Origin of the sequence: Azoarcus sp. PA01 (assembly GCA_001274695.2) — a bacterium.
In the GTDB taxonomy this organism is placed as follows: domain Bacteria; phylum Pseudomonadota; class Gammaproteobacteria; order Burkholderiales; family Rhodocyclaceae; genus Aromatoleum.
Map to the genome: position 1 here is coordinate 682700 of LARU01000002.1, position 25117 is coordinate 707816.

General features: G+C 65.7%; 23 protein-coding genes, 1 tRNA gene and 1 pseudogene. 9 read left to right on the forward strand and 16 right to left on the reverse strand.

What is annotated here, in order from left to right:
* The first annotated feature begins 87 nt into the window (after positions 1 to 87).
* Positions 88 to 2838: a phosphoenolpyruvate carboxylase gene (ppc, locus tag PA01_04205; protein ID KON80931.1), complete on the forward strand. Its 2751-nt coding sequence runs from the start codon at positions 88 to 90 to the stop codon at positions 2836 to 2838.
* A gap of 25 nt (positions 2839 to 2863) precedes the next feature.
* Here the strand turns inward: ppc and PA01_04210 are convergent, their stop codons facing one another.
* On the reverse strand, positions 2864 to 3610 hold the full coding sequence (locus tag PA01_04210) for a LytTR family DNA-binding domain-containing protein (GenBank protein ID KON80932.2): 747 nt from the start codon (positions 3608 to 3610) through the stop codon (positions 2864 to 2866).
* 184 nt (positions 3611 to 3794) lie between these two features.
* On the opposite strand from PA01_04210, the gene argH reads away from it, so the two are divergent.
* From argH to PA01_04235, 6 genes are read left to right on the forward strand one after another with little or no spacing between them, the layout of a single operon-like run.
* The gene (gene argH, locus PA01_04215) at positions 3795 to 5201 is read left to right on the forward strand and encodes an argininosuccinate lyase (GenBank protein KON80933.1); all 1407 of its coding nucleotides are present in this window, start codon (positions 3795 to 3797) and stop codon (positions 5199 to 5201) included.
* Between the two features lie 57 nt (positions 5202 to 5258).
* Entirely contained in the window at positions 5259 to 5450 is a 192-nt protein-coding gene (locus PA01_18535; GenBank protein KAI5913027.1) for a hypothetical protein, read from the forward strand.
* Between the two features lie 32 nt (positions 5451 to 5482).
* Positions 5483 to 6040 (forward strand): hypothetical protein, encoded by a 558-nt coding sequence (locus PA01_04220; GenBank protein ID KON80934.1) that lies wholly within the window; start codon positions 5483 to 5485, stop codon positions 6038 to 6040.
* Positions 6041 to 6046: 6 nt separating this feature from the next.
* Positions 6047 to 6328 (forward strand): hypothetical protein, encoded by a 282-nt coding sequence (locus PA01_04225; GenBank protein KON80935.1) that lies wholly within the window; start codon positions 6047 to 6049, stop codon positions 6326 to 6328.
* Entirely contained in the window at positions 6325 to 7197 is an 873-nt protein-coding gene (locus tag PA01_04230) for an HprK-related kinase A (GenBank protein ID KON80936.1), read from the forward strand. The genes PA01_04225 and PA01_04230 overlap by 4 nt, the downstream gene beginning before the upstream one ends.
* Complete coding sequence (locus tag PA01_04235) at positions 7194 to 8303, forward strand: nucleotidyltransferase family protein (GenBank protein ID KON80937.1); 1110 nt, start codon at positions 7194 to 7196, stop codon at positions 8301 to 8303. Before PA01_04230 ends, PA01_04235 begins: the two co-directional genes overlap by 4 nt.
* A 29-nt stretch (positions 8304 to 8332) precedes the next feature.
* On the opposite strand, the gene grxD is transcribed toward PA01_04235, so the two are convergent.
* The 9 genes from grxD to groES form a co-directional block, all read right to left on the reverse strand.
* Positions 8333 to 8656, reverse strand: coding sequence for a Grx4 family monothiol glutaredoxin (grxD, locus tag PA01_04240; protein ID KON80938.1), 324 nt, complete (start codon positions 8654 to 8656; stop codon positions 8333 to 8335).
* Positions 8657 to 8761: 105 nt separating this feature from the next.
* Positions 8762 to 9598, reverse strand: coding sequence for a peptide chain release factor N(5)-glutamine methyltransferase (prmC, locus tag PA01_04245; GenBank protein KON82296.1), 837 nt, complete (start codon positions 9596 to 9598; stop codon positions 8762 to 8764).
* Positions 9599 to 9605: 7 nt separating this feature from the next.
* Entirely contained in the window at positions 9606 to 10685 is a 1080-nt protein-coding gene (gene prfA, locus PA01_04250) for a peptide chain release factor 1 (GenBank protein ID KON80939.1), read from the reverse strand.
* Between the two features lie 46 nt (positions 10686 to 10731).
* Positions 10732 to 11985 carry a glutamyl-tRNA reductase gene (gene hemA, locus PA01_04255; protein KON80940.1) on the reverse strand — a complete coding sequence of 418 codons (1254 nt, stop codon included), beginning with the start codon at positions 11983 to 11985 and terminating at the stop codon, positions 10732 to 10734.
* Positions 11986 to 12127: 142 nt separating this feature from the next.
* Positions 12128 to 12203, reverse strand: a tRNA-Phe gene (locus PA01_04260).
* An 85-nt stretch (positions 12204 to 12288) separates the two neighbouring features.
* Entirely contained in the window at positions 12289 to 13776 is a 1488-nt protein-coding gene (locus PA01_04265; protein KON80941.1) for a sensor histidine kinase N-terminal domain-containing protein, read from the reverse strand.
* A complete protein-coding gene (locus PA01_04270) occupies positions 13751 to 14437 on the reverse strand; it encodes a response regulator transcription factor (GenBank protein ID KON80942.1) in 687 nt (228 codons plus the stop codon). The genes PA01_04265 and PA01_04270 overlap by 26 nt, the downstream gene beginning before the upstream one ends.
* 306 nt (positions 14438 to 14743) lie before the next feature.
* Positions 14744 to 16396, reverse strand: a complete 1653-nt coding sequence (groL, locus tag PA01_04275) for a chaperonin GroEL (protein ID KON80943.1) — start codon at positions 16394 to 16396, stop codon at positions 14744 to 14746.
* 45 nt (positions 16397 to 16441) lie between these two features.
* Positions 16442 to 16732, reverse strand: a complete 291-nt coding sequence (groES, locus tag PA01_04280) for a co-chaperone GroES (GenBank protein ID KON80944.1) — start codon at positions 16730 to 16732, stop codon at positions 16442 to 16444.
* A 222-nt stretch (positions 16733 to 16954) separates the two neighbouring features.
* On the opposite strand from groES, the gene PA01_04285 reads away from it, so the two are divergent.
* Complete coding sequence (locus PA01_04285; GenBank protein ID KON80945.1) at positions 16955 to 17305, forward strand: hypothetical protein; 351 nt, start codon at positions 16955 to 16957, stop codon at positions 17303 to 17305.
* A gap of 86 nt (positions 17306 to 17391) precedes the next feature.
* Here the strand turns inward: PA01_04285 and PA01_04290 are convergent, their stop codons facing one another.
* A complete protein-coding gene (locus PA01_04290) occupies positions 17392 to 19149 on the reverse strand; it encodes an autotransporter assembly complex protein TamA (protein KON82297.2) in 1758 nt (585 codons plus the stop codon).
* A gap of 123 nt (positions 19150 to 19272) precedes the next feature.
* A complete protein-coding gene (locus tag PA01_04295; protein ID KON80946.1) occupies positions 19273 to 20274 on the reverse strand; it encodes a class 1 fructose-bisphosphatase in 1002 nt (333 codons plus the stop codon).
* A 233-nt stretch (positions 20275 to 20507) separates the two neighbouring features.
* Between PA01_04295 and PA01_04300 the strand changes: the two genes are divergently transcribed.
* Positions 20508 to 21773, forward strand: coding sequence for a D-amino acid dehydrogenase (locus PA01_04300; GenBank protein ID KON80947.1), 1266 nt, complete (start codon positions 20508 to 20510; stop codon positions 21771 to 21773).
* Positions 21774 to 21926: 153 nt separating this feature from the next.
* Here PA01_04300 and PA01_04305 read toward each other — a convergent pair whose 3' ends face one another.
* The 4 genes and pseudogenes from PA01_04305 to PA01_04320 all read right to left on the reverse strand — a co-directional run bounded on the left by PA01_04305 (position 21927) and on the right by PA01_04320 (position 25115).
* Positions 21927 to 22367 carry a ClpXP protease specificity-enhancing factor gene (locus PA01_04305; GenBank protein KON80948.1) on the reverse strand — a complete coding sequence of 147 codons (441 nt, stop codon included), beginning with the start codon at positions 22365 to 22367 and terminating at the stop codon, positions 21927 to 21929.
* Positions 22368 to 22402: 35 nt separating this feature from the next.
* Positions 22403 to 22999: a glutathione S-transferase N-terminal domain-containing protein gene (locus PA01_04310; protein ID KON80949.1), complete on the reverse strand. Its 597-nt coding sequence runs from the start codon at positions 22997 to 22999 to the stop codon at positions 22403 to 22405.
* A gap of 96 nt (positions 23000 to 23095) precedes the next feature.
* Complete coding sequence (locus PA01_04315; protein KON80950.1) at positions 23096 to 23851, reverse strand: cytochrome c1; 756 nt, start codon at positions 23849 to 23851, stop codon at positions 23096 to 23098.
* Positions 23848 to 25115 (reverse strand): annotated as a pseudogene (locus tag PA01_04320) (cytochrome bc complex cytochrome b subunit). The gene PA01_04315 and the pseudogene PA01_04320 overlap by 4 nt, the downstream one beginning before the upstream one ends.
* Between the last annotated feature and the right edge of the window lie 2 nt (positions 25116 to 25117).

Sequence of the window (25117 nt, forward strand, 5' to 3'; positions counted from 1 at the left end):
TGCCTCGGCGAGCGCACGTCCGCATCGTGTCCGCCGGCAAGCCGGACCGCCACTCCCACCACGTAGCCCCCAAACCCGGAACAGACCATGACTGAAGACAAGGACGCCCCGCTGCGCGAAGACATCCGGCTGCTCGGCCGCGTACTGGGCGACACCGTGCGCGACCAGCAGGGCGAAGCGGCGTTCGCCCTCATCGAGCGTATCCGCCAGACCTCGGTGCGCTTCCGCCGCGACGACGACAACGCGGCGCGGCTCGAACTCGAAGGCATCCTCGACGCGCTGTCGCGCGAACAGACGATCGAAGTCGTGCGCGCGTTCAGCTATTTCTCACACCTGTCGAACATCGCCGAGGACCAGCATCACATCCGCCGCAGCCGCGCCCACCTGATCGCGGGCTCGGCGCCGCGCGAAGGCAGCGTCGCGCACGCGCTCGTGCGCGCACTGGCGAGCGGGCTCCCGCCGGCCCGGCTTGCGGCGTTCTTCGACACCGCGCTGATCTCGCCGGTGCTCACTGCGCATCCGACCGAAGTCCAGCGCAAGAGCATCCTCAACTGCGAGACCGACATCGCGCATCTCCTCGACGCGCGCGACCGCATGACGCTGACGCCTGAAGAGTACCGCGAGAGCGACGACGCGCTGCGCCGCGCGGTGCTGACGCTGTGGCAGACGCGCATGCTGCGTCCGGCGAAGCTGTCGGTCGTCGATGAAGTCGCCAACGGCCTGTCGTACTTCGACGCGACTTTCTTGCGCGAGCTGCCGCGGCTCTATGCGAACCTCGAAGACGAGCTCGCGAGCCGCGACGCGGCGCTCGCCGGACTCGAACTGCCGGCGTTCCTGCAGGTCGGCAGCTGGATCGGCGGCGATCGCGACGGCAATCCTTTCGTCACCGCCGACGTGCTCGAACGCGCGCTCGCGATGCAGGCGGGCGCCGCGCTCGGTTTCTATCTCGACGAACTGCATGCGCTCGGCGCGCGCCTGTCGCTCGCGCTCGGGCTGGTCACCGCGTCCGATGTGCTGCTTGCGCTCGCCGATCGCTCACCCGACCATTCCCCGCACCGCAACGACGAGCCCTACCGCCGCGCGATCTCCGGCATCTACGCGCGGCTCGCGGCAACGCACCGCGCGTTGCTCGGCACCGAACCGCCGCGCCACCCGGTAGCAGTGGCCGAGCCCTATGCCACCGTCGCCGAACTCGCTGACGATCTCGACGTCATTCACCGCTCGCTCGTCGCGAACGGCTCGGTAGCGCTCGCGCGCGGGCCGCTGCGCCGGCTCCGGCGGGCGGTGCGCGTGTTCGGCTTTCACCTCGCGCCGATCGACCTGCGCCAGAATTCGGACGTTCATGAGCGCGTCGTCGCCGAACTCTTCGCGGCCGCCCAAGCCGGCACCGACTACGCCGCGCTCGACGAGGCGGCGCGCGTCGCACTGCTGCTCGAGGAACTCGCGACGCCACGGCCGCTCGCGTCGCCTCACGTGCGCTATTCGACTGAAACCGAAGGCGAGCTCGCGATCTTCCGCGCCGCGCGCGCCGCCCATCGGCGCTACGGCAGGGGGGCGATCCCGAACTGCATCATCTCGAAGACCGACGACGTCTCCGACCTGCTCGAACTCGCGCTGCTGCTGAAGGAAGCGGGCCTGCTGCGACCGCACGAACAGGCGCTGGACGTCAATATCGTGCCGCTGTTCGAGACGATCGAGGATCTCGCGAACGCGCCGTCGGTGATGGACCGCCTGTTCGCGCTGCCCGGATACATGAGCCTGCTCGCTGGCTCCCGCGACCGCACGCACGAAGTCATGCTCGGCTATTCCGACAGCAACAAGGACGGCGGCTTCCTGACGTCGGGCTGGGCGCTCTACAAGGCCGAGATCGGCCTCATCGAAGTATTCGCGCGGCACGGCATCCGTCTGCGCCTGTTCCACGGCCGCGGCGGCTCGGTCGGACGGGGCGGCGGCCCGAGCTACCAGGCGATCCTCGCGCAGCCCGGCGGCGCGGTGCAGGGGCAGATCCGGCTCACCGAGCAGGGCGAAGTGATCGCGGCGAAATACGGCAACCCGGAAGTCGGCCGTCGCAACCTCGAAGTCATCGTCGCCGCGACGCTCGAAGCGAGCCTGCTCGCCGATCGCGCTCCGGCGCCGCGCGCGGAGTTCCTCGACACGATGCAGGCGCTGTCGGATGGCGCGCTCGAAGCGTACCGCGGCCTGGTCTACGACACCGATGGGTTCGAGCGCTATTTCTGGGAATCCACCGTGATTTCGGAGATCGCCGAGCTGAACATCGGCTCGCGGCCCGCGTCGCGCAAGAAAGGCACGCGCATCGAGGACTTGCGCGCGATCCCGTGGGTGTTCAGCTGGTCGCAGTGCCGCCTGATGCTGCCGGGCTGGTTCGGCTTCGGCAGCGCAGTGAAAGCCTGGCTCGCGGCCCACCCCGACGACGGCCTCGCGCGCTTGCAGGCGATGCACCAGGAATGGTCGTTCTTCGCCGCGCTGCTGTCGAACATGGACATGGTGCTGGCGAAGACCGATCTGGCGATCGCGTCGCGCTATGCCGGCCTCGTCAAGGACGTGAGCTTGCGCGACGCGATCTTCGAGCGCATCCGCAACGAATGGCACGACACCGTCGAGGCGCTGCTCGCGATCACCGGCCAGCGCGAGCTCCTCGATGCCAACCCGCTGCTCAAGCGCTCGATCCGCAACCGCTTCCCCTACCTCGATCCGCTCAACCACGTGCAGGTCGAGCTGCTGCGCCGCCACCGCGAGACGCACGACGACGCGCGCATCCGGCTCGGGATCCATATCTCGATCAACGGCATCGCGGCAGGTTTGCGCAACAGCGGCTGAGGAAGCCGGCGCGTCGGAGCGGGAGTCAGAGTCCGAGCGCGTGCCGAACCGCCGGCCACTGGCGCCGGCTGACGGCCAGGCGTTCGGCGAGGCCGGCGAGCACGACGTCCCAGTGCGGCTCGCCGTCGTCCTCGCCCGCGCGTTCGACGCCCGTCACCGCGCGGCGCGCGACGAGGCAGTTGCGATGGATGCGGACAAAGCGATCGCGGAACTCCTGTTCGAGCTGGACGAGCGATTCGTCGAGCAGGAACTCGCGCGCCGCGGTGCGCGCAGTGACGTACTTCAGTTCCGCACGCAGGAACAGCACGTCGGCAACCGGCACCAGCACGATGCGGCCGCGCTCATTGACGCTGAAATGGCGCCTTGCGCCGCGTGAAAGTCCGGCCAGCAGCGCGTCGGCAGCGGGTGAACGCCGGCGCGCCCGCGCGAGCGCTTCGGCAAGCCGCGCCGCGCGGACCGGCTTGAGCAGGTAGTCGGTCGCGGCCAGGTCGAACGCCTGCACTGCGTATTCGTCGTATGCCGTCGTGAAGATCACCGCGGGCGGGCATTCGAGACGGCCGAGGTGGCGCGCGAGTTCCACCCCGTCCATGACCGGCATGCGGATGTCGGCGAGCACGACGTCGGTCGCCACCTCTTCGATCAGGCGCAACGCTTCGAGCCCGTTCGCTGCCACGCCGACGATGCGTGTCGGCTGCGTGTCGGCAATGTCGTCGAGCAGATCCTTGAGGCGGGCGCGGGCGGGCTCCTCGTCATCAACGATGACGACCCGCAAAGCAGCGTCGGTCATGCAGGAATTCTCCGTTGTGGCGACGCCGGGCAAGCCCGCGTCGCAAGCGCCTGGCGAAAGCCGGCAAAGCTTTTGCTTTATACTTTTCACCCCTTATATGCGACGGACGAAACCTGCGCCGCCGCGGCATCGAACGATCTTCCCGGTCGGTTTTCCTTCCACGGACATTATGACAGACACCTCTTCCTCGCAGCCGGCCAAGGCGTGGTCCGGCCGTTTTTCCGAACCCGTCTCGGACCTCGTCAAGCGCTATACCGCGTCGGTGTCGTTCGACCAGCGCATGGCTCAGCAGGACATCCGCGGCTCGCTCGCGCATGCGAAGATGCTCGCACGTCAAGGCATCATCGGCGCAGCCGACCTCGCCCACATCGAGCGCGGCATGGCGCAGATCCGCGACGAGATCGAGCGCGGCGAATTCGCCTGGAACCTCGACGACGAGGACGTGCATCTGAACATCGAGAAGCGCCTCACGGCGCTCGTCGGCGACGCCGGCAAGCGGCTGCACACCGGGCGCAGTCGCAACGACCAGGTCGCAACCGACATTCGCCTGTGGCTGCGCGACGCGATCGACGAGATCATCGCGCTGATCGGCGAGTTCCAGAAGAACGTCCTCGATGTGGCCGAAGCGAATGCGGCGACGCCGATGCCCGGCTTCACGCACCTGCAAGTCGCGCAGCCCGTCACGTTTGGCCACCACCTGATGGCCTATTTCGAGATGACCCGCCGCGACGCCGAACGCTTCGCCGACTGCCGCAAGCGCGTCAACCGCCTGCCACTGGGCTCGGCGGCGCTCGCCGGCACGAGCTATCCGATCGACCGCGAGTTCGTCGCGCGCGAACTGGGCTTCGACGAGGTCTGCCACAACTCGCTCGATGCGGTCAGCGATCGCGACTTCGCGATCGAATTCTGCGCCGCCTCGGCGCTGCTGATGACGCACCTGTCGCGCCTGTCCGAAGAGCTGATCCTGTGGATGAGCCCGCGCGTCGGCTTCATCGATCTGGCCGACCGCTTCTGCACCGGCAGCTCGATTATGCCGCAGAAGAAAAACCCGGACGTGCCCGAGCTCGTGCGCGGCAAGACCGGCCGCGTGAACGGCAGCCTGATCGCGCTGCTGACGCTGATGAAAGGCCAGCCGCTCGCGTACAACAAGGACAACCAGGAAGACAAGGAACCGCTCTTCGACACCGCCGACACGGTCATCGACACGCTGCGCATCTACGCCGACATGATCACCGGTATCAGGGTCAAGGCGGACGCGATGCGCGACGCGCTGAAGCAGGGCTACGCGACGGCGACCGACCTCGCCGACTATCTCGTCAAGAAAGGCCTGCCGTTCCGCGACGCGCACGAAGCGGTCGCCCTCGCGGTGCGCGCAGCCGAGGCGAAAGGCTGCGACCTGCCGGATTTCAGCCTCGACGAGCTGCGCGCCTTCTCGCCGCTCGTCGGCGAAGACGTGTTCGCGGTGCTGACCGTCGAAGGCTCGCTTGCGTCCCGCGCGCATGTCGGCGGTACGGCGCCGGAACAGGTCCGCGCGGCCATCGCGCGAGCCCGGCTGGCGCTCGGATCCAATTTTTGATCAGCGACTGGAACCTGCAGCAGTCGGGAACGGACATACTCCACGGGTGTCCAGTCGTTGAGCATTACCAACCCGTCGGGGAATTTTACATTCGCCTTTCAGGACTCCAGCCAGTGCTGTACTTTTTCTTTTAACGTCAGCGCCTTGCCCGACCGTGATGGAACAGGTGCAAAATTTGCTTCTCTTCGAGGGACATTAACAGAAACCAAAAGTCTCGCCCTGACGGCGATGGTCGGTATATTCTTTTGACAAAAGAAGAACGAATTTCGGAGGGATTTTTCATGCACGACGCCCCGCAGTCGAATTCGGTCGAGCAGCGCCGCAAGCTGCTGAAGGGCGCCTTGGCGGCTTCCGGAGTGGTGACCATGGGGTACAGCGGGTCGGCGCTGGCGTCGATCAACTGTGTCGAGCAAGTACGGACTGACATGGGTTTCCCTGGCACTGATTTGCAGTTCAGGGATACTAACCATGGTAATACTGTTCCAGTTGCTACAGGGTCACAGGACTGGGCGTGGGTGAAAGTGGAAATTTTTCCGTACACCGGTACCGTGAACGGAATCCCGGGGACGACTTTCGAAGGTTTTCAAGCTGTCCCCGATTCCGGAGCTGTTTATACGGCTACGCAGCCGGTTATGCTCGTCCCTGACGCATCTCTCGTCATGCCCGTCTCGGCCCCTCGGGATGGTTTTGTGTTGGCGTATTTCGATGACGCTGGTGAGATAACAGGCGTTTTTCCAACCACGACCACTGTCGAGGAGGGTTTTACGCCCGCGACAGACCGCTGTCTGGCGTCCATAAACCCGGGACTCGACCGGACAAACATGCTCTTTGGGGGCTGAATTTGGATGGTCTCTCCAAAGGGGCCCGGTCCTGGTGACTGGCTGCAGCACTACTGCCCGCTTCTCGACGGGCAGTTCGTTTTTCTGAACCCGCTGTCCTGGGAAACGCACTTGGTGACCGAGAGCGCAGTGCTGGTGCTGCGCGAAGCTGCCGCCAGCATTGAGGAAGGCCGATTTGACGCTTTCCTTGACGAGGTGGCCGAAGCCGGCGGATGGCCTCCGGGACTGGAATTACTGGCTCGCTCCCTCACCACGCTCGTCGACCGGGAACGGGAAACGGGACAATGAGCGCTGCGCTCGACTACCGCCTGCTCGACGTGGGCGCCGCCCGCATCGCCGTGGCGTCGTCGCTCGAAGCTTTCCATCGCCATCTGGATGCCGTCTATCCCCACCAGGAAGTGCTCGACGCCGCCGCCTTTGCCGATGTACGCATGTCGCTGCTGCTCGAGTCCGCGTGGCGCTTGCGCGCTCGCCACGTCGAACTGTGGTCGGAAGGACGCCGGGCGTTCGAACCCTATCCGGCAAACAGCGCCCTGCCGCTATTCGAATGGGGGGGCAACTGGTTGCTGGCGCAGCGGCTGAACGCCTACCTGCTGCTGCATGCCGGTATCGTGGCGCGCGACGACAAGGCGCTGGTCCTGCCGGCCGAGCCCGGTTCGGGCAAGAGTACGCTGACCTGTGCGCTGCACTTGGCGGGCTGGCGCTTCCTGTCGGACGAATTCGGCGTGATCGACCCGGAAAGCGACGAGATTCTGCCGATGCTGAAGCCGGCCGCGCTGAAGAACCAGTCGATCGAAGTCATCGGCGCCCGTCCGGGCGCGGTGGTCGGACCGGTATTTCCGAAGACGCGCAAAGGCGATGTCGCGCACTTCGTGCCGGACCGGCGAAGCTTCGAAGCACGCCATCGTCGCGCGCAAGCCCGCCTGATTGTCTTCCCCCGCTACCAGTCCGACGCCCGGCTGCGAAGCCGGCGAATTCCCGTGGCGCAAGCCGCACTGCGATTGGGTCTGAACAGCTTCAACTATCACGTGCTCGGGCCGGTCGGCTTCGGGGTCACGACACGGCTGGCGCGCCGCGCGCATGCCCACGAACTGGTGTACGGCGACCTGGACGAAGCGGTCGCCCACATTGAAACCCTGTTCCGGGACACCGCATGACCGGCCCCGCCTCGCCCGTGACCGACAGCGCCGATGTCGCGCTGCTACTGATAGGCGTCCGAACGCCGCTGGCGATCGATGAGATGCGCTGGGAACGGCTGCTGCGTATCGGACGCGTCGCGGGCCTGCATGGGCGGCTGGCGACAGCCAATCTCGCGAACCCGGAACTTCCCCCGCCGGTGCGCCGCCACCTTCTGTCGTCGGCACGAGTCGCCGCATTTCGCTGCCAGATGCTACGCGCCGAGCTTTTCCATCTGGCTCGCTTATGCAGTAACGATTTCCCGGTGATCCTGTTGAAAGGCAGCGCATACGTCCTGCAGCGACGCAGGATGGCGGAGGGGCGCTTCGTTTCGGACGTCGACTTGCTCGTACCGCGCGAACAGTTGCGGATCATGGAGGACCGACTGAAGGCCGCGGGTTGGCAAGCGCAGAAGCTCGATGCCTACGACGAGCGCTACTATCGGGACTGGAGCCATGAGACGCCGCCGCTACGTTACCCGGGGCGCACGCTGGAAGTGGATCTGCACCACGCGATCACCCCCGTGACAGGACGCCGCGCGTTCGACCCGGCGACCCTGTTCGACCGCAGCGAGCCGATTCCCGGCACGCCGTTTCATGCCCTATGTGCAGAAGACCAGGTGCTGCACGCCAGCCTGCACTGCTTCAACGACGGCGACCTCGAACTGCGCGTGCGCGAAGTCGTGGATATCGACGGACTGATACGCGAATATGCCGATCGTCCCGGCTTCTGGGATCGGCTGGGGCAGCGCGCGACCGAACTCGGCCTTGAACGCCCGCTGTGGTATGGATTGCATTACGCGCGGCAGTGGCTCGCTTGCCCGGTTCCGGTGTCGGCGACGGCGGAGCTCAAGCAGCCGCCGGCTTTGCACCGGCGACTGATGGACATGCTTGTTCCGCTGGCGATGTTGCCACCCTCACCGGACCACCCGCCCGGGCTAAAGGTCAAGTGCGCCCGCGTGCTGATGCTGGCACGCCACCATCTGCTGCGCATGCCGCCTCATATGCTCGCACCGCACCTGACACGCAAGTCACTGCGGCGAATGCGCGCCCATTTCGGCGGGAACCCCGAAGCCGGCAGCGCCTGAAAGCCGGCGGGATCTCGTTACAGGGAATGTCAGGAGACGACGCCCGCATCCTGCAGCATCGTCTTCAACTCGCCGTTCTCATACATCTCGCGCATGATGTCGCAGCCCCCGACGAATTCACCGTTCACGTACAGCTGCGGAATCGTCGGCCAGTTGGCGAACTGCTTGATGCCGTTACGGATTTCGTCGTTCTCGAGGACGTTCACCGAGAAGAACTTCGGCACGCCGCTGTGCTTGAGGATCTGCACGGCCGTCGACGAGAAGCCGCACTGCGGGAACTGGGGCGTGCCCTTCATGTACAGGACGACGGGGTTCGTGGTGACCTGTTCGCGGATGACTTCCTGGATGTCCATGGTTCATGTCCTAAAAGTTGAGTGTTTCAGTCGGGTAATTCTATGGATGGATGTCGCACGCGTCAATAGCCTGCGCACGCCATGCGAGGGCAGGACGCGCCGCGATCAGCGACCGCGCCATTGCCCCCCCGACACCCGTTCGATGCCGGCGAGATCCTTCCAGGATGCGATCGCCGAAAACCCCGCGTCGGTCAGCAATCCGCGTACCGCGGCAGCCTGGTCGAAGCCGTGTTCCATGAACAGCCACCCGCCGGCTTCGAGATGACGCGGGGCCTGCGCGGCGATCGCGGCAAGGTCGTCGAGTCCGTCGGGGCCTGCGGCAAGGGCGGTGCTCGGTTCGAAGCGCACGTCCCCCTCTTCGAGATGCGGGTCGGCCGCCGCGACATAAGGGGGGTTCGCGACGATGAGTTGATAGTGGTCGTCGCCGAGCGAAGAAAACCAGTCGCCAAGCACGAAAGAGACGCTCGCGCGCAAGCGCGCAGCGTTCGCCATCGCGACCCACAGCGCTTCGCGCGAACGATCGACCGCGACGACGTCAGCCTGCGGCAGCTCGAGCGCGAGGCTGACCGCGAGCGCCCCACTCCCGGTGCCGAGGTCGAGCACGCGCGTATGCGGCTTGTCGCCGAAATGCGCGAGCGCCAGTTCCACCAGCAGTTCGGTGTCGGGGCGCGGAATCAGCACCGCCGGCGTCACGATGAACGGGTGGCCGAAGAATTCGCGCTCGCCGGTCAGGTAAGCGACCGGCTCGCCCGCCTCGCGCCGCTCGACGAGCGCGCGGAACTCGGCCCACTCCGGCGCTTCGAGCCTGGCTTCGGGATACGCCGCAAGGCGCACCGCCGAGCACTGCAGCACGTGCCGCAACAGAATGCGCGCATCGACGACGGCGATTCGCGCCCGTGCCCAGTTCAGCGCACCGCCGATGTCGGGGGCCGCTTCGGTCATTTTCACGTCAGTCGCCTCCGAGCGCCGCCAGCTGGTCGGCCTGATGCTCGCGCGTCAGCGCGTCGATGAGCTCGTCCAGATCGCCCTGCATCACCGCATCGAGCTTGTACAGCGTGAGGTTGATGCGATGATCGGTGACGCGCCCCTGCGGATAGTTGTACGTGCGGATGCGTTCGGACCGGTCGCCACTGCCGACCAGGCTCTTGCGCGTAGCGGCCTCGCGCGCCTGCTGCTCGCGCAGTTGCCGGTCGTGGATGCGGGCGGCGAGCACCGACATCGCCTGCGCGCGGTTGCGATGCTGGGAACGGTCGTCCTGGCACTCGACGACGATGCCGGTCGGCAGGTGCGTGATGCGCACTGCCGAATCGGTCTTGTTGATGTGCTGACCGCCCGCGCCGCTCGCGCGGAACGTGTCGATGCGCAGGTCGGCAGGGTTGATGTTCACCGCTTCGACTTCATCGGCCTCGGGCATCACCGCCACCGTGCAGGCGGAAGTATGAATGCGCCCCTGCGTTTCCGTCACCGGGATGCGCTGCACACGGTGCCCGCCGGATTCGAACTTGAGCTTCGAATACGCTCCGGCGCCCGCGACGCGCAGGATCACTTCCTTGTAGCCGCCGAGATCCGACGGGCTCGACGACACGATTTCGACTTTCCAGCGCTGGCGCTCTGCATAGCGCGTGTACATGCGCAGCAGGTCGCCGGCGAACAGCGAAGCTTCGTCGCCGCCGGTGCCGGCGCGCACTTCGAGAAACAGGTTGCGCTCGTCGCTCGGGTCGCGCGGCAGCAGCGCACGCTGCAGTTCGGCTTCCAGCGCCTGCAGGCGCACCGCCCCCGTTTCGAGCTCGCTCTCGGCGAGCTCGCGCATCTCCGCGTCGGCGAGCATCGTGCGCGCGCTCTCGCAGTCGGCCTCGGCTCGGCGGTATGCGCCGTACAAGGCGACCACCGGTTCGATCTCGGCGCGCTCGCGTCCGAGCGAACGGAACCCATCCAGGTCGCGCACCGCGTCCCCGGACGACAACTCGCGGTCGAGTTCCGCCAGGCGGTGGGTCAGGAGTTCGAGCTTGTCGCGGATGCTCTGCTTCATGAAAAAGGAGTCGAGTGGGAAACGAAACGGGTTGAGCGGCCGATGGTTAATCGGGGGAGTTGAGGTTGAACAACTGCTGCACGAGCCGGCTCGCATCGGCCTGCTGCTCACCGTCGGACTGATTGAGGTAGCGAGTCGGACCGTGCATCATCTTGTTGATCAGCCCGTGACTGAGCGCATCGAGCACTTTCTGCGGGTCTTCGCCTTTTGCCAGCAGACGCAGCGCCCGCTCCAGTTCGACGGCGCGCACCGTCTCTGCGTGCTGGCGCAGCGCGCGAATCGTCGGCACCACGTCGCGCGCCTGCATCCAGTGCAGGAAACCATTGACGCGCGAATCGATGATCTCCTCGGCTTCGAGCACGGCCTGCTGCCGCGACTCGAGACCCGCGTCGACGATCTGCGCCAGATCGTCGACGGTGTACAGGAAAACATCGTCGAGCTGGCCGACTTCGGCTTCGATGTCGCGTGGCACCGCAAGATCGACCATCACGATCGGGCGGTGGCGGCGCACCTTGATGGCGCGTTCGACCATGCCCAGACCGACGATCGGCAGCGGGCTCGCCGTACAGGACACCACGACGTCGAAGTGCGGCAGCATCTCGCCGACCACATCGAGCCGCATCACTTCGGCGCCGAAGCGATGCGCGAGCAATTGCGCTCGCGCTTCGGTGCGGTTCGCGACCGCGATCCGCTTCGGGCACGCCCCGGCAAAATACGCGGCACACAGTTCGATCATTTCGCCGGCGCCGATGAAGAGCACGCGCTGGTCCGACATCCGCTCGAAAATACGCTCGGAAAGATGCATCGCCGCCGCTGCCATCGACACGATGTTCGCGCCGATTGCCGTCGTCGAGCGCACTTCCTTCGCGACGGCGAAAGTGTTCTGGAACAGTTTGTGCAACAGCGTACCCATCGTCCCGGCTTCTTCGGCACGGCGGACGGCGTCCTTGACCTGGCCGAGGATCTGCGGCTCGCCGAGGACCATCGAGTCGAGCCCGCTCGCGACGCGGAAGACATGCCGGATCGCGTCGCGTTGCGGATAGGTGTAGAGATACGGCGAGACTTCGCTCAACGGCAGATGATGAAACCGCGCCAGCCAGTCGGCAGCGTGCTGCGGCTGCTCGGTGGCGAAGTACAGTTCGGTGCGGTTGCAGGTCGACAGGATCGCCGCTTCGCGCACCGTCCGCTCGTGCGTCAGATCATGCAGCGCATCGTCCAACCGCTCGGGCTGAAACGCCACCTGCTCGCGAATCGTGAGCGGCGCCGTATGATGATTCAGGCCAAGAGCATAAAGTTGCATGCGCGATCGCAGGGGAGCGTAATGCCGCGAATTATAGCACTCCGCGAAACTGCGAAAGATTGAGCAAAATCAGGCAGTTCTGGCAGGCCTTCGGCAGCGCGAAAGAAAACGGGCCGGCAAATGCCGGCCCGTTTTCGTGTTCTGGTGGCCAGGGACGGAATCGAACCGCCGACACGCGGATTTTCAATCCGCTGCTCTACCAACTGAGCTACCTGGCCGGGAAAGCGCGCATTATAGCCCGATCGGGCCCGCTGTCAATCCACCTATGCAAAAATCGTTTCTGCGTCACCGAACGCCCGCTCCTCACGTTACCGAAAACGACGGCAGGAAAGGCTGGGGCGGCGGGGTGACCAGCGGCCCGCGCGGAAACAGGACTTGTGCCGTCGTCCCCGGACCTGTCGGGTTCGGATTCAGCGTCACGGTGGCGCGGTGCAGTTCGGCGATCTCCCGCACGATCGGCAGCCCCAGGCCCGAGCCGTCCACGCCGCTTCCGAGCACGCGATAGAAGCGTTCGAAGACGCGCTCGCGGTCCGCTTCCGGGATGCCGGTACCGGTATCTTCGATCTCCAGCACGATCGCTCCCGCGACGCGGGTGCGTGCGGTGACGCGCCCCCCAGGCGGCGTGTATTTGATCGCGTTGTCGAGCAGGTTCTTGATCAGTTCGCGCAGCAGCACCGGGTTGCCCTCGATCGGCAACGGCCGGCCCGCATCCTCGACCCCCAGGTCGATGCCTTTGGCCTGCGCACGCGGGTACAGCTCGAGCGCCACGTCGCGAACCATCGCGTCGAGGTCCACCTGCTCCACCGCGTAGAGTTTTTCGAAGCTCGCTTCGGCGCGGGCCAGCGACAGCAGCTGGGTGATCAAGTGGCTGGCCCGGTCGGTGCTGTCCGCGATCCGCTGCAACGACTCGCGCAGTTGCTCGGGGTCCGTTTCGAGCAGCGCTAGGTCGGTCTGCATCTTCAGGCCGGTCAGCGGCGTGCGCATCTGGTGCGCGGCATCGGCGATGAAGCGCTGCTGCGCGTGCAGATTCTCTTCGAGACGCGCCATCATGTCATTGAACGCGACGATCACCGGCCGCACTTCCTCCGGAACGCTCGCCGCGGCGATCGGCGACAGGTCGGTCGGACGCCGGCGGCGGATCAGGCTCTGCAACCGGTTCAACGGCGCGATGCCCCGCGTCAGGCCGACCCACACGAGCACGACCGCGATCGGGATGATCGCGAACTGGGGCAGCAGCACGCCGGTCACGACACGTGACGCGAGGTCGCTGCGCTTGTTGCGTGTCTCGGCCACCTGAACCAGCACCAGCGGGCTGGCCGGTTCGGGCCACGCACGCAGATACTGGTACGCGACGCGCACCTCCTCGCCATGAATCACATCGTCGCGGTACAGCACCTCTTCGGCAACCACGGTCGCGGGCGGCGCGACCCACGAAATTTCGCGGTCTCCGGTGACGACTTCACCGCTGCCGTTGGCGACCTGGTAATAGACAGTGTCGTCCTGGTCGGCGCGAAACAGCGCCCGCGGCGGCGCAGGAAAATGCACTGCGATATTGCCATCTTCGACCGACACGAGGCGTCCGAGCGCCCGCACGCTGTCGGCCATTGCCCGATCGTAAGGCTGGTTCGCGAGATTGTCGGCGACGTTGTGCGTGACGATGATCGAGATCGGCCACAGGAACAGCAGTGGCGCGAGCATCCAGTCGAGGATCTCGCCGAACAGCGAGTTCGGCTGCGCCGGCGGACGGTTCGCCGCGGCCGTCTTGTCAGGCTTTCGCCGTCTGGGCCGCATCCGGGTTTTCCAGGCAGTAGCCGAGTCCGCGCACGGTGACGATGCGTACACCGCTGTCTTCGAGCTTCTTGCGCAGCCGGTGGACGTAGACCTCGATCGCGTTGCTCGAGACCTCTTCGCCCCACCCGCACAGGTGATCCACGAGCTGATCCTTGCTCACCAGTCGCCCGACCCGCAGGACGAAGACTTCGAGCAGGCCGACTTCGCGCGCCGACAATTCCACGACCTGGCCGTTGATCTTCGCCACCCGGTCAGCCTGGTCATACGACAGGCTGCCGATCTCGATGCGCCGCGGCTGCCCGGTGCCGCGGCGCGTCAGCGCGCGCACGCGCGCCTCCAGTTCGGGCAGCGCGAACGGCTTCGTCAGGTAGTCGTCCGCCCCGGCATCGAGTCCCCGCACCCGCTCCTCGACCCCGTCCTGGGCGGTGAGGATCAGCACCGGCAGCGCCGACTTGCGCGCCCGCAGGCGTTTCAGGACGTCGATCCCGGGGAGCTTCGGCAAGCCGAGGTCGAGAATCAGCAGATCGTAGGTCTGCGTGGCCAGCGCCGCATCCGCCTCGCTGCCCGAAGCGACGTGATCGACGGCATAGCCGCCCCGTTTGAGGGCCCGCCCGAGGCCGTCGGCAATCACCGAGTCGTCTTCAGCAAGAAGGATCCGCATGGAAATATGGATGTAAGTTGTCCGTAAGCGGGCGCGCCTAGTCTTACACCCGCTGTTCTCCTATTACCGGCCCGGGGAATGTCGACGCCTTTTCGGCCCGCACATTCCGGGGAGCGCCCGTTTGCACAACCGGCGCTCCCTGCCCCTTTTTCCTCACGATCGGTCAATTATCCCACCTTTCCGCAACGTGGCGCGTCGACACGTCCACCCGCCGCGCCAAAGCAAACGGCCCCGCCGCAGCGGAGCCGTTTGCTTTGGCGCCCGGGCCCGAAAGCCCGGAAGCACGAGGCGAACCTCAGACCGGCATTACATGCCCATGTCCATGCCGCCCATACCACCCATACCACCCATGCCGCCCATACCGCCCATCGCCGGCTTTTCTTCAGCCAGCTCGCCGACCATGCAGTCGGTCGTCAGCATCAGGCCGGCGACCGAGGCTGCGTTCTGCAGCGCAATGCGCTCGACCTTGGTCGGATCCAGCACGCCCATGTCGACCAGGTCGCCGTACTCGCCGGTCGCGGCGTTGTAGCCGAAATTGCCCGTGCCTTCGACGACGCGATTGACGACGACGGACGGCTCGTCACCGGCATTGGAGACGATCTCGCGCAGCGGCTGCTCGAGCGCGCGCAGCACGATCTTGATGCCCGCGTCCTGGTCGTGATTGTCGCCCTTGAGGGTGCCGAGGTTCGCGCGGGCGCGCAGCAGCGCGACACCGCCCCCCGGGACGATGCCTTCCTCGACCGCGGCACGGGTCGCGTGCAGCGCGTCTTCGACGCGGGCCTTCTTCTCCTTCATCTCGACTTCGGTCGCGGCGCCGACCTTGATGACGGCAACACCGCCCGCCAGCTTCGCGACGCGCTCCTGCAGCTTCTCGCGGTCGTAATCCGACGTGGCTTCCTCGATCTGCGCGCGGATCTGCTTGACGCGGCCTTCGATGCGCTGGGGTTCGCCGGCGCCGTCGATGATGATCGTGTTTTCCTTGCCGACTTCGATGCGTGCGGCCTGGCCCAGCTCGGCCAGCGTCGCCTTCTCGAGCGTCAGGCCGACTTCCTCGGCGATGACCTGGCCGCCGGTCAGCACGGCGATGTCCTCGAGCATCGCCTTGCGACGATCGCCGAAGCCCGGCGCCTTGACGGAGCAGGTCTTCAGGATGCCGCGGATGTTGTTGACGACGAGGGTCGCCAGCGCTTCGCCTTCGACGTCTTCGGCAACGATCAGCAGCGGGCGGCCGGCCTTCGCGACCTGCTCGAGCACCGGCAGCAGATCACGGATGTTCGAGATCTTCTTGTCGAACAGCAGGATGAACGGGTTCTCGAGGATCGCCACCTGGCGGTCCGGGTTGTTGATGAAGTACGGGCTCAGGTAGCCGCGGTCGAACTGCATGCCTTCGACGACGTCGAGTTCGTTCTGCAGCGACTTGCCGTCCTCGACGGTGATCACGCCTTCCTTGCCGACCTTGTCCATCGACTTGGCGATGATCTCGCCGATGTCCGCGTCGGAGTTCGCCGAGATCGAGCCGACCTGGGCGATTTCCTTGCTCGTCGAGCACGGCTTCGATAGCTTCTTCAGCTCTTCGGTGATCGCGATCACGGCCTTGTCGATGCCGCGCTTGAGGTCCATCGGGTTCATGCCGGCGGCAACGAACTTCATGCCTTCGCGGACGATCGACTGCGCCAGCACGGTCGCGGTCGTCGTGCCGTCACCGGCGATGTCCGAAGTCTTCGACGCGACTTCCTTGACCATCTGCGCGCCCATGTTCTCGAACTTGTCCTTCAGCTCGATTTCCTTCGCGACGGACACGCCGTCCTTGGTCACCGTCGGCGCGCCGAACGAGCGCTCGAGCACGACGTTGCGGCCTTTCGGGCCGAGGGTCACCTTGACCGCGTTCGCGAGGATATTGACGCCGGCGACCATGCGGTCACGGGCGGAATCACCAAACTTGACTTCTTTTGCAGCCATCGTTCATTGCTCCTTGAATTCGTGGGACGGGGATCGACCGGGCGCTCAGGCCTCGACGACGCCCATGATGTCTTCTTCGCGCATGACGAGCAGTTCGTCACCCTCGACTTTCACGGTCTGGCCGGCGTACTTGCCGAACAGCACCTTGTCGCCGACCTGGACGGCCATCGGGCGAACCTTGCCGTCATCGAGGATCTTGCCGTTGCCCACGGCGAGCACTTCGCCCTGATCGGGCTTCTCGCCGGCCGAGTCGGGGATGACGATGCCGCTGGCGGTCTTGCGCTCGGCTTCCAGGCGCTTGACGATCACGCGATCATGCAAGGGACGAATTTTCATCGAGATGACTCCTTCAGTTCGAATTCAACATATCTGCGGGCACCCGCAGCATAAATTATCAAGGGCGCGGAGCGGCCCGGGACGGTTAGCACTCACTGCCAACGAGTGCTAATAATAGGGACGGCCCCCGCCGATTTCAAGAGCACGGAAAGCGATTTCCTGCCATCGCGGCCGGGCACGCCGAATGCTGCGCCCTTTGCTCCCTCGAAAAGGAGAGCAGACATGGCCAAAAGCAGCATTCTCGGTGGCGACGAGACTCCCAGCGTACCGCCCGGTCACAGCACCGCCGACCTGGGCCCGAGCGACAGTTCCGACAGCGGCAGCGACATCGCCGGGGCGCCGGGGCTGATTGACGACGCGGGCATCGCCACGGACAGCGGCACGACGTCCGATCTCGATCATGGTCGTGGCGCCGGCGCGGACATCGGCGACACCGATCTCGACAGCGACACCGATGCTTCCGGGACCGGCGAACGCCGTGCGGCCGGCCGCGACGACAGCAGCCGCGAGGCGAACGACATCCAGCCGGACCGGATCACGCGCAATCCGGGGGGTCTGACCGGCAAGCCGTGACCGGCGTTGTCCGGCAACCGGATAATTTGCTGGCGCCGCGCCGGAAATACCCGCTCCCGCCGCCACGACTCACGCTGACGCCGGACTCAGAACGCGATCGCGATGCCGAAATGCAGGCGCAGCCGCTTTTCGTCGTGACCGTACGCGAGATCGAGGGCGAGCGGACCGGCAGGACTTTTCCAGCGCGCGCCGACGCCGTAGCCGGTCTTGAGCGCGAACGCGTCGCGGCTGTCGCCAGCATCGCCCGCATCGACGAACGCCGCCGCTCCCCACTGCGGCAGGAACCAGCGGACATATTCCGCGCTGAGCGCGGCGAGGTAACGCCCGCCGACCGTCGCGTCGCCCTCTCTCACGCCCAGGCTCTCGAACGCGTAGCCGCGCACCGTCTGCGTGCCGCCAGTGCGGAACAGGAAATCGTGCGGCACGCCATCGCGACTCGGCCCCAGCGTCGCGCCGCCTTCGACGCGCAGGATCAGCACGTCACGTTCGACAAAAGGCAGGTAGCGCACATAGCGGCCGTAAAGCCGGAGGAAATCCTGGTCGGACAGTGCCGCCTTCGCGCCGCCGCCGATGTCGAACTGCAGCACGTCGCCTCGTCGCGGATCGAGGAGGTCATCGACCCGCCGCCGGACCCACGTCCAGTTCGCCGTTAGCGAATTGCGGCTCGTCGACGGTGCGCCGTCGGGGTCGCGTTGCTCGTGCTGCAGGCGCAGCGCGAGGCGCGTGTCGATGTTGCCGCGCGTCCTGGTGCGCGCCACACCCAGTGCCTGGGTCATCAGCGTAAGCCCCTCGACGGTGCTGCGCTCGATCGCGGCACCAAAGCTGTCCCGATGGCCGGCGCGCGCAGGCGGCAGGAAAACATCCGCGTATGCGGCGTTACGGCGCTGCTCGAGCCGCACTCCGGTAGCAAGCTCCCAGCCGCGGTCGAGTAAATTTACGTCGCGCCAGCTCATCTCGGTGCGAAAACCGGTGTTGGTCGAGTAACCGACGCCGAAACCGAGGTATCGGGACTGCGCTTCGGTGACCTGGACCCGAATCGGCACGGCAGCGGCAAGCGCCGGATCGCGCTCGACATCGACGATCACCGAGGCGAACTGCGGAGAGTTCTGCAATGCAGTCTGCAGCGCGAGGAGACGCTCCTGGTCGAACGGCTCGCCGGGCTCGAGCATGTTGAGACGTTCGACGAAGTCGGGCGGAAGATTCTGCAGGCCCGACACTTCGAGCGGGCCGAGGAAAAAGCGCGGCCCGGAGTCGACTGTCACCGAAAGCTGCACCGTCGCGTTGTCGGGATCGACTTCGGCACGGCTGCCCACAATGCGCGCTGCAGCGTAATCGCGCAGCGCGACGCCGTCGATGAGCCGCGCCTTGGCGTCGTCCCACGCGCTCTGGCGAAAAGGCTCTCCCGGCGCGAGCGCCCAGGCGCGGCGCAGCGCAGCGCGACGTGCCGCGCGCGCTTCGCCGTCGCCGGCCAGATCACCGTCGAACAGCAGCTCGACAGCGGCGATGCTCGCCCGCGGACCGGGCTCGACCGACAGCCCCCACCGGCCGTCCGGCTCGCGCTGCAAGCGGATCTCGGGCGTGAAATACCCTTCGGTCGCGAGCAGTTCCGCCGCTTCGCGCCGCGTGCGCCGGGCCAGCGCGATGCGGTCGGCCTGCACGTCCGGCAAGACCTGGCCGTCGGGAGCGAGGATGCGCAGATGGCGCTCGAGCAGCGGCCGCACGCTGTCGGGCGCGTCGAGTTCGACCTGCAGCGGGGCTTGGGCGAACCCGGTGCCGGACGAAAGCCCGAGGCACAGCGTGATGAGCCGCAGCCGCAGCCATGCATGAGTCCGCAAAACTGTCATGCCGAGATTCTACGGCAGAGCTACGGACTCGGCAGTGTCCGGCTCTTGCCGCGCCGTCGGGCTGGCGGACCGAGTGCCCGCCCCGCGGTCCGGCAACAGGCCCCCGCTCCGGGATCCCCCGGCTCAGCTTTCGAGATGATAAGCGGTCACGCGCTCCACTTCATGGGTCGAACCGAGGATCACCGGGACGCGCTGGTGCAGCTTTTCCGGCTGCACATCGAGAATCCGCTGGCGTCCGGTCGTCGCCGAGCCGCCGGCCTGCTCGACGAGCATCGCCATCGGATTCGCCTCGTACATCAGGCGCAGCTTGCCGCCCTGGTCGCGGCACTTCTCGTCGAGCGGGTACATGAAGACGCCGCCGCGCGTGAGGACGCGATGCACGTCGGCGACCATCGAGGCGACCCAGCGCATGTTGAAATCCTTGCCGCGCGGCCCCGTCCTGCCCTGCTGCAACTCCGCGACGTAGCGCTGCACCGGCGGCTCCCAGTGGCGCGCGTTGGATGCGTTGATTGCATATTCCTGGGTATCCACCGGCACCGTCATGAACGGGTGGGTGTAGACGAAGCTCCCCATCTCGCGGTCCAGCGTGAAGCCATGCACGCCGTGGCCAACGGTGAGGATCAGCAGCGTCGACGGACCGTACAGCGCGTACCCCGCAGCGACCTGCTCGCGCCCGGGCTGCAGGAAGCACGCTTCAGTCGGCTCCTTGATGCCCTCCGGAAAGCGCAGCACCGAGAAGATCGTGCCGACCGAGATATTGACGTCGATGTTCGACGAACCGTCGAGCGGATCGAACAGCAGCAGGTAGCCGCCCTTCGGATAGTCGAACGGAATCTGATGCACTTCCTCGACCTCTTCGGACGCCATCGCCGCGAGGTGCCCGCCCCATTCGTTGGCCTGCAGCAGGATCTCGTTCGCGATCACGTCGAGCTTCTTTTGCGCCTCGCCCTGGATGTTGTCGGTGCCCGCTTCGCCGAGCAGGTCGGCAAGCGCCCCTTTCGAGACATTGACGGCGATCGCCTTCACCGCCCGGGCGACGACTTCGATCAGCAGTCGCAGGTCCGGGCTGGTGCGACCGGCGCGCTGCTGCTCGATCAGGAATTGGGTTAGCGTGACGCGTCGCATGAATTGACTCCTTGTTGGTCCAGCCGGGCCAGACTTCAGTTTGTTTCGCAAGCTTGCGGCGCGGATTATCCCGCGGAAGGCGATCGAGCGCACCATCGTGCGCGAACGCGGTTATGATCCTTCGGCAATCGCTGCCCCTGCATCTGCCCCGCCTCGACTGCGCCACGTGAGCATCGGCGACGTCCGGTTCGGCGCGGCTCAAAAACTGTTTCCGTTCAACCCACTCGCTGACTATGCACGTTCTGGTTCTCGGCGCCGGCGTCACCGGCGTCACCACCGCCTGGTATCTCGCCAAGGCGGGCTTCGAAGTAAGCGTGGTGGACCGCCAGCCCGAGGCCGCGCTCGAAACCAGCTACGCGAACGGCGGCCAGATCTCGATCAGTCACCCTGAACCTTGGGCGAACCCTGCGGCGCCGCTCAACGCGCTGCGCTGGTTCGGCCGCGAGGACGCTCCGCTGCTGTTCCGCCCCCACGCGGACACCGCCCAATGGGCCTGGACGCTCGCGTTCCTGCGCGAATGCCTGCCGCATCGCGTACGGCGCAACACCGCGGCGATTGCCAGTCTCGCGGTGCATAGCGGCGAACGCCTGCGGGCGCTGCGCGCCGAAACCGGCCTCGCGTACGACCATCTCGAACGCGGCATTCTGCATTTGTTCTTTACGCCGCATGAGTTTGCGCGCGTCGGCGCGAAGGTTGCGCAACTCGCGACCTACGGCATCCGGGCCCGCTCGTGCAGCCGCGACGAATGCGTCGCGATCGAACCTGCGCTCGCTGCCACTGCCGGAGAGCTTGCGGGCGGCCTGTATGCCCCGAACGACGAGTCGGGGGATGCTTTCGGTTTCACCCAGGCACTTGCCGAGCGGGCCGCGCAAGCAGGCGTGCGCTTTCATTACAACACCACGGTCACGCGCATCGACCACAGCGGCGGGCGCATCAACGGTCTCGAAGTCCATGACGCCGAAGGGCGCAACGGGGGCCTCGCCGCCGCGGCCTACGTGCTGTGTCTCGGCAGCTACAGCCGTCCGCTGGTCGCCCCGCTCGGCGAGCACCTGCCGATCTACCCGGTGAAAGGGTACTCGGTCACGGTTCCGCTACGCGACCCCGAGCGCGCGCCCAGCGTGAGCCTCACCGACGAATCGCGCCGCATCGTGTGCTCGCGGCTGGGCGAGCGGTTGCGCGTCGCCGGGACGGCGGAATTGAACGGCTACAACACCGGCATCAACCCGGCCCGCTGCCAGGCCATCCTGGACTGGCTGGAGTCGCATTTTCCCGGCGCCACCGACACCGCCAAGGCGCAGCTGTGGGCCGGGCTGCGCCCCGCGACGCCCGGCAATGTCCCGCTGATCGGACGCAGCCGCGTGCCGAACCTCTGGTACAACACCGGCCACGGGACGCTCGGATGGACGCTCGCCTGCGGCTCTGCCAGCTGCCTCACCGCCCTGATGTCGGGTCGTCCGGTGCCGGTGCGCAACTTTCCATTCCTGGGAAACATGGTCTGAGCTTGGCATCTCAACGCCCGTCCCGCTGGACCGGGTGCCTTCGCCGCACCCGCAGTCCCGCTACCGCGGGCCGGCGAACCCGGACCGGCACACCCTCCCGATTCGACCCCGGCCTCGAATTCGCCCGAACGCCGCGGCCGGTGCCGCAGCCGCTTACTTGACGATCTTCAGATGGTTGCGAGGTGCTGTCGGGCGCTTTTCCGCAGGGGGCGTCGCGACAGGATTGCTCTCGTCCTGCTGTCCGCCGACTTGCTCGGTCGGGACATCCGGTGCCTCGACGGCGGCTTCCAGTTCGAACGCCATGCCGTGCCCGTTCTCCCGTGCGTAGATCGCAAGAACATTCGACACCGGGACCGAGAGTGCGTGGGCGACGCCGCCGAAACGCGCCTGGAAAGTGATCAGCTCGTTGCCCATGACGAGTTGCTGCGTCGCTTCGGGACCCAGGTTGAGCACGATCTGTCCGTCTTGTGCGTAGCCCGACGGGACCACGGTACGCTCGTCGACGAGTACCGCGATATGGGGCGTGAAGCCCTGGTCGACGCACCATTCGAAAATGGCGCGAAGCAGATAGGGTTTGGTAGATGTGTTTGTCATGGTCAGGTCGCTCCCCTTACAGGGAGCCTCGGCGTTCAGCGCCGCATCACCTTTTCGGACGGAGTCAGGGCATCGATGAAGCCCTGCCGGCTGAAAATGCGCTCGGCGTATTTCATGAGGTTCGCAGCGGCCTTCGGCAGTTCGATGCCGTAATGCTCGAGGCGCCACAGCAACGGCGCGATCGCGACGTCGAGCATCGAGAACTCGTCGCCGAGCATGAACTTCTGCTTGACGAAGATCGGTGCGAGCTGGACGAGCTGGTCACGCACGTGGGCGCGGCTCTTTTCGACGCCTTTCTGGTTTTTCTCGAGCACGTCGATGTGCGAGAACAGTTCGTGTTCGAACGTGTGCAGCAGCTGGCGGGCGCGCGCGCGCAGGATCGGGTCGGGCGGCATCAGCTGCGGATGGGGGAAGCGCTCGTCGATGTACTCGTTGATGATGTTCGCCTCGTACAGGACGAGATCGCGGTCGACCAGCACCGGCACCCGGTTGTACGGGTTGATGACGGCGATGTCTTCGGGCTTGTTGTAGAGGTCGACGTCGATGACCTCGAAGTCCATTCCCTTTTCGAAGAGCACGATCCGGCAGCGGTGACTGAACGGATCGGTTGTGCCGGAATACAGGTTCATCATGTTGTTGCAGCTCCTGATACAAAAGCAAAGCGCACCACGCGATGACCGCGTGGTGCGTCAGATTCAGTGAGTGTGCGGATCAGGTCCGGCGGGCGCTCAGTGAATATCCTTCCAGTAATTTTTCTTCAAAGCATAGGAGAGCACGAACAGCCCCGCCAGGAAGATCAGGACGTAGATCCCGATCGTCTTGCGTTTGTCGGCCATCGGCTCGCCCATCCAGACCAGGAAGGAGACCAGATCGGCAACCGTCTTGTCATATTCCTCGACGCTCATCGTGCCCGGCGTCGCCAGTTCGAGCGCGACCGCTTTCGTGCCGTCCTCGTGCTCGGTGACCTTCGCGATCTGCTGGCCCTGCAGTTCCCACAGCGCGTGCGGCATGCCGACGTTGCCGAATACCACGTTGTTCCAGCCGGTCGGGCGCGCCGGATCACGGTAGAACTGGCGCAGATACGTGTACAGCCAGTCGGCACCGCTGCCGAACTCGGATGCGCGCTGGCGCGCGATCAGCGTCAGGTCGGGCGGCGTCACGCCGAACCACACTTTCGATTCGGCCGGACGCATCGCGATCTTCATCAGGTCGCCGATGCGTTCGCCGGTGAACATCAGGTTGTCACGGATCTGCTGCTCGTCGAGACCGATCTGCTGCAGCGTGTTGTAACGCGCGAAGCTCGCGCTGTGACAGTTCAGGCAGTAGTTGACGAACACCTTGGCGCCATTTTGCAGCGCGGCCGGCTCCGAACTGACCGGTGCCTTGTCGAGGTGCAGTTCCGCCCCGGCCGACAGCGCGAGAGCCGGTGCGAACAGCACGATGGCGGCCAGGCGCTTGAGAGTCTTGATCACACGAATGCTCATTTGAACGTCACCCTTTCCGGTTCGGGTTTGCACTTGTCGAGTTTGCTGTACCACGGCATCAACAGGAAGAACGCGAAGTACAGCACCGAGCAGATCTGGGCGACCAGGGTACGGCCGGGGGTCGGGGCAGCACGCCGAGGTAGCCGAGGATGAAGAACGCGACCAGGAACACTGCGAGGATCGCCTTGAACAGCCCGCCCTTGTAGCGGACCGACTTCACGGGGCTGCGGTCGAGCCACGGCAGGAAGGCGATGATCACGACCGACGCACCCATCGCGACGACGCCCCAGAACTTCGCATCGACGCCGAACAGCGGGTACGTGACCGCGCGCAGGATCGAGTAGAACGGCGTGAAGTACCACACCGGCGCGATATGCGGCGGCGTCTTCAGCGGGTCGGCGGGGATGAAGTTGTTGTACTCGAGGAAGTAGCCGCCGCCCTCGGGCGCGAAGAACAGGATTGCCGAGAACACGATCAGGAAACCGACCACGCCCATGATGTCCTTCACGGTGTAGTACGGGTGAAACGGAATGCCGTCGAGCGGGATCCCGTTGGCGTCCTTTTTCTTCTTGATCTCGACCCCGTCCGGGTTGTTCGAGCCGACTTCGTGCAGCGCGACGATGTGCGCCAGCACCAGGCCGATCAGCACCAGCGGCACGGCGATCACGTGGAACGAGAAGAAGCGGTTCAGCGTCGCGTCGGACACGACGTAGTCACCGCGGATGATCAGCGACAGGTCCGGCCCGATCACGGGGATCGCGGAGAACAGGTTCACGATCACCTGCGCCCCCCAGAACGACATCTGTCCCCACGGCAGCAGGTAGCCCATGAACGCTTCGGCCATCAGCGCGAGGAAGATCAGCGTGCCGAACACCCAGATCAGCTCGCGCGGCTTGCGGTACGAGCCGTACAGCAGGCCGCGGAACATGTGCAGGTAGACGACGACGAAGAACGCCGACGCGCCGGTCGAGTGCAGGTAGCGGATCAGCCAGCCGCCCGGCACTTCGCGCATGATGTACTCGACGCTCGCGAACGCGACGGGGACGCCGGACGCGTTCAGCGAAGCATCGGGCTTGTAGTGCATGACCAGGAAAATGCCGGTCACGATCTGGATCACCAGCACCAGAAGCGCCAGCGAGCCGAAGAAGTACCAGAAATTGAAGTTCTTCGGCGCGTAGTATTCCGACAGGTGCGCCTTCCAGGTCGACGTGAGCGGGAAGCGCGCGTCGATCCAGTGCATCAGTTCTTGTGATTTTGTAGTCATCG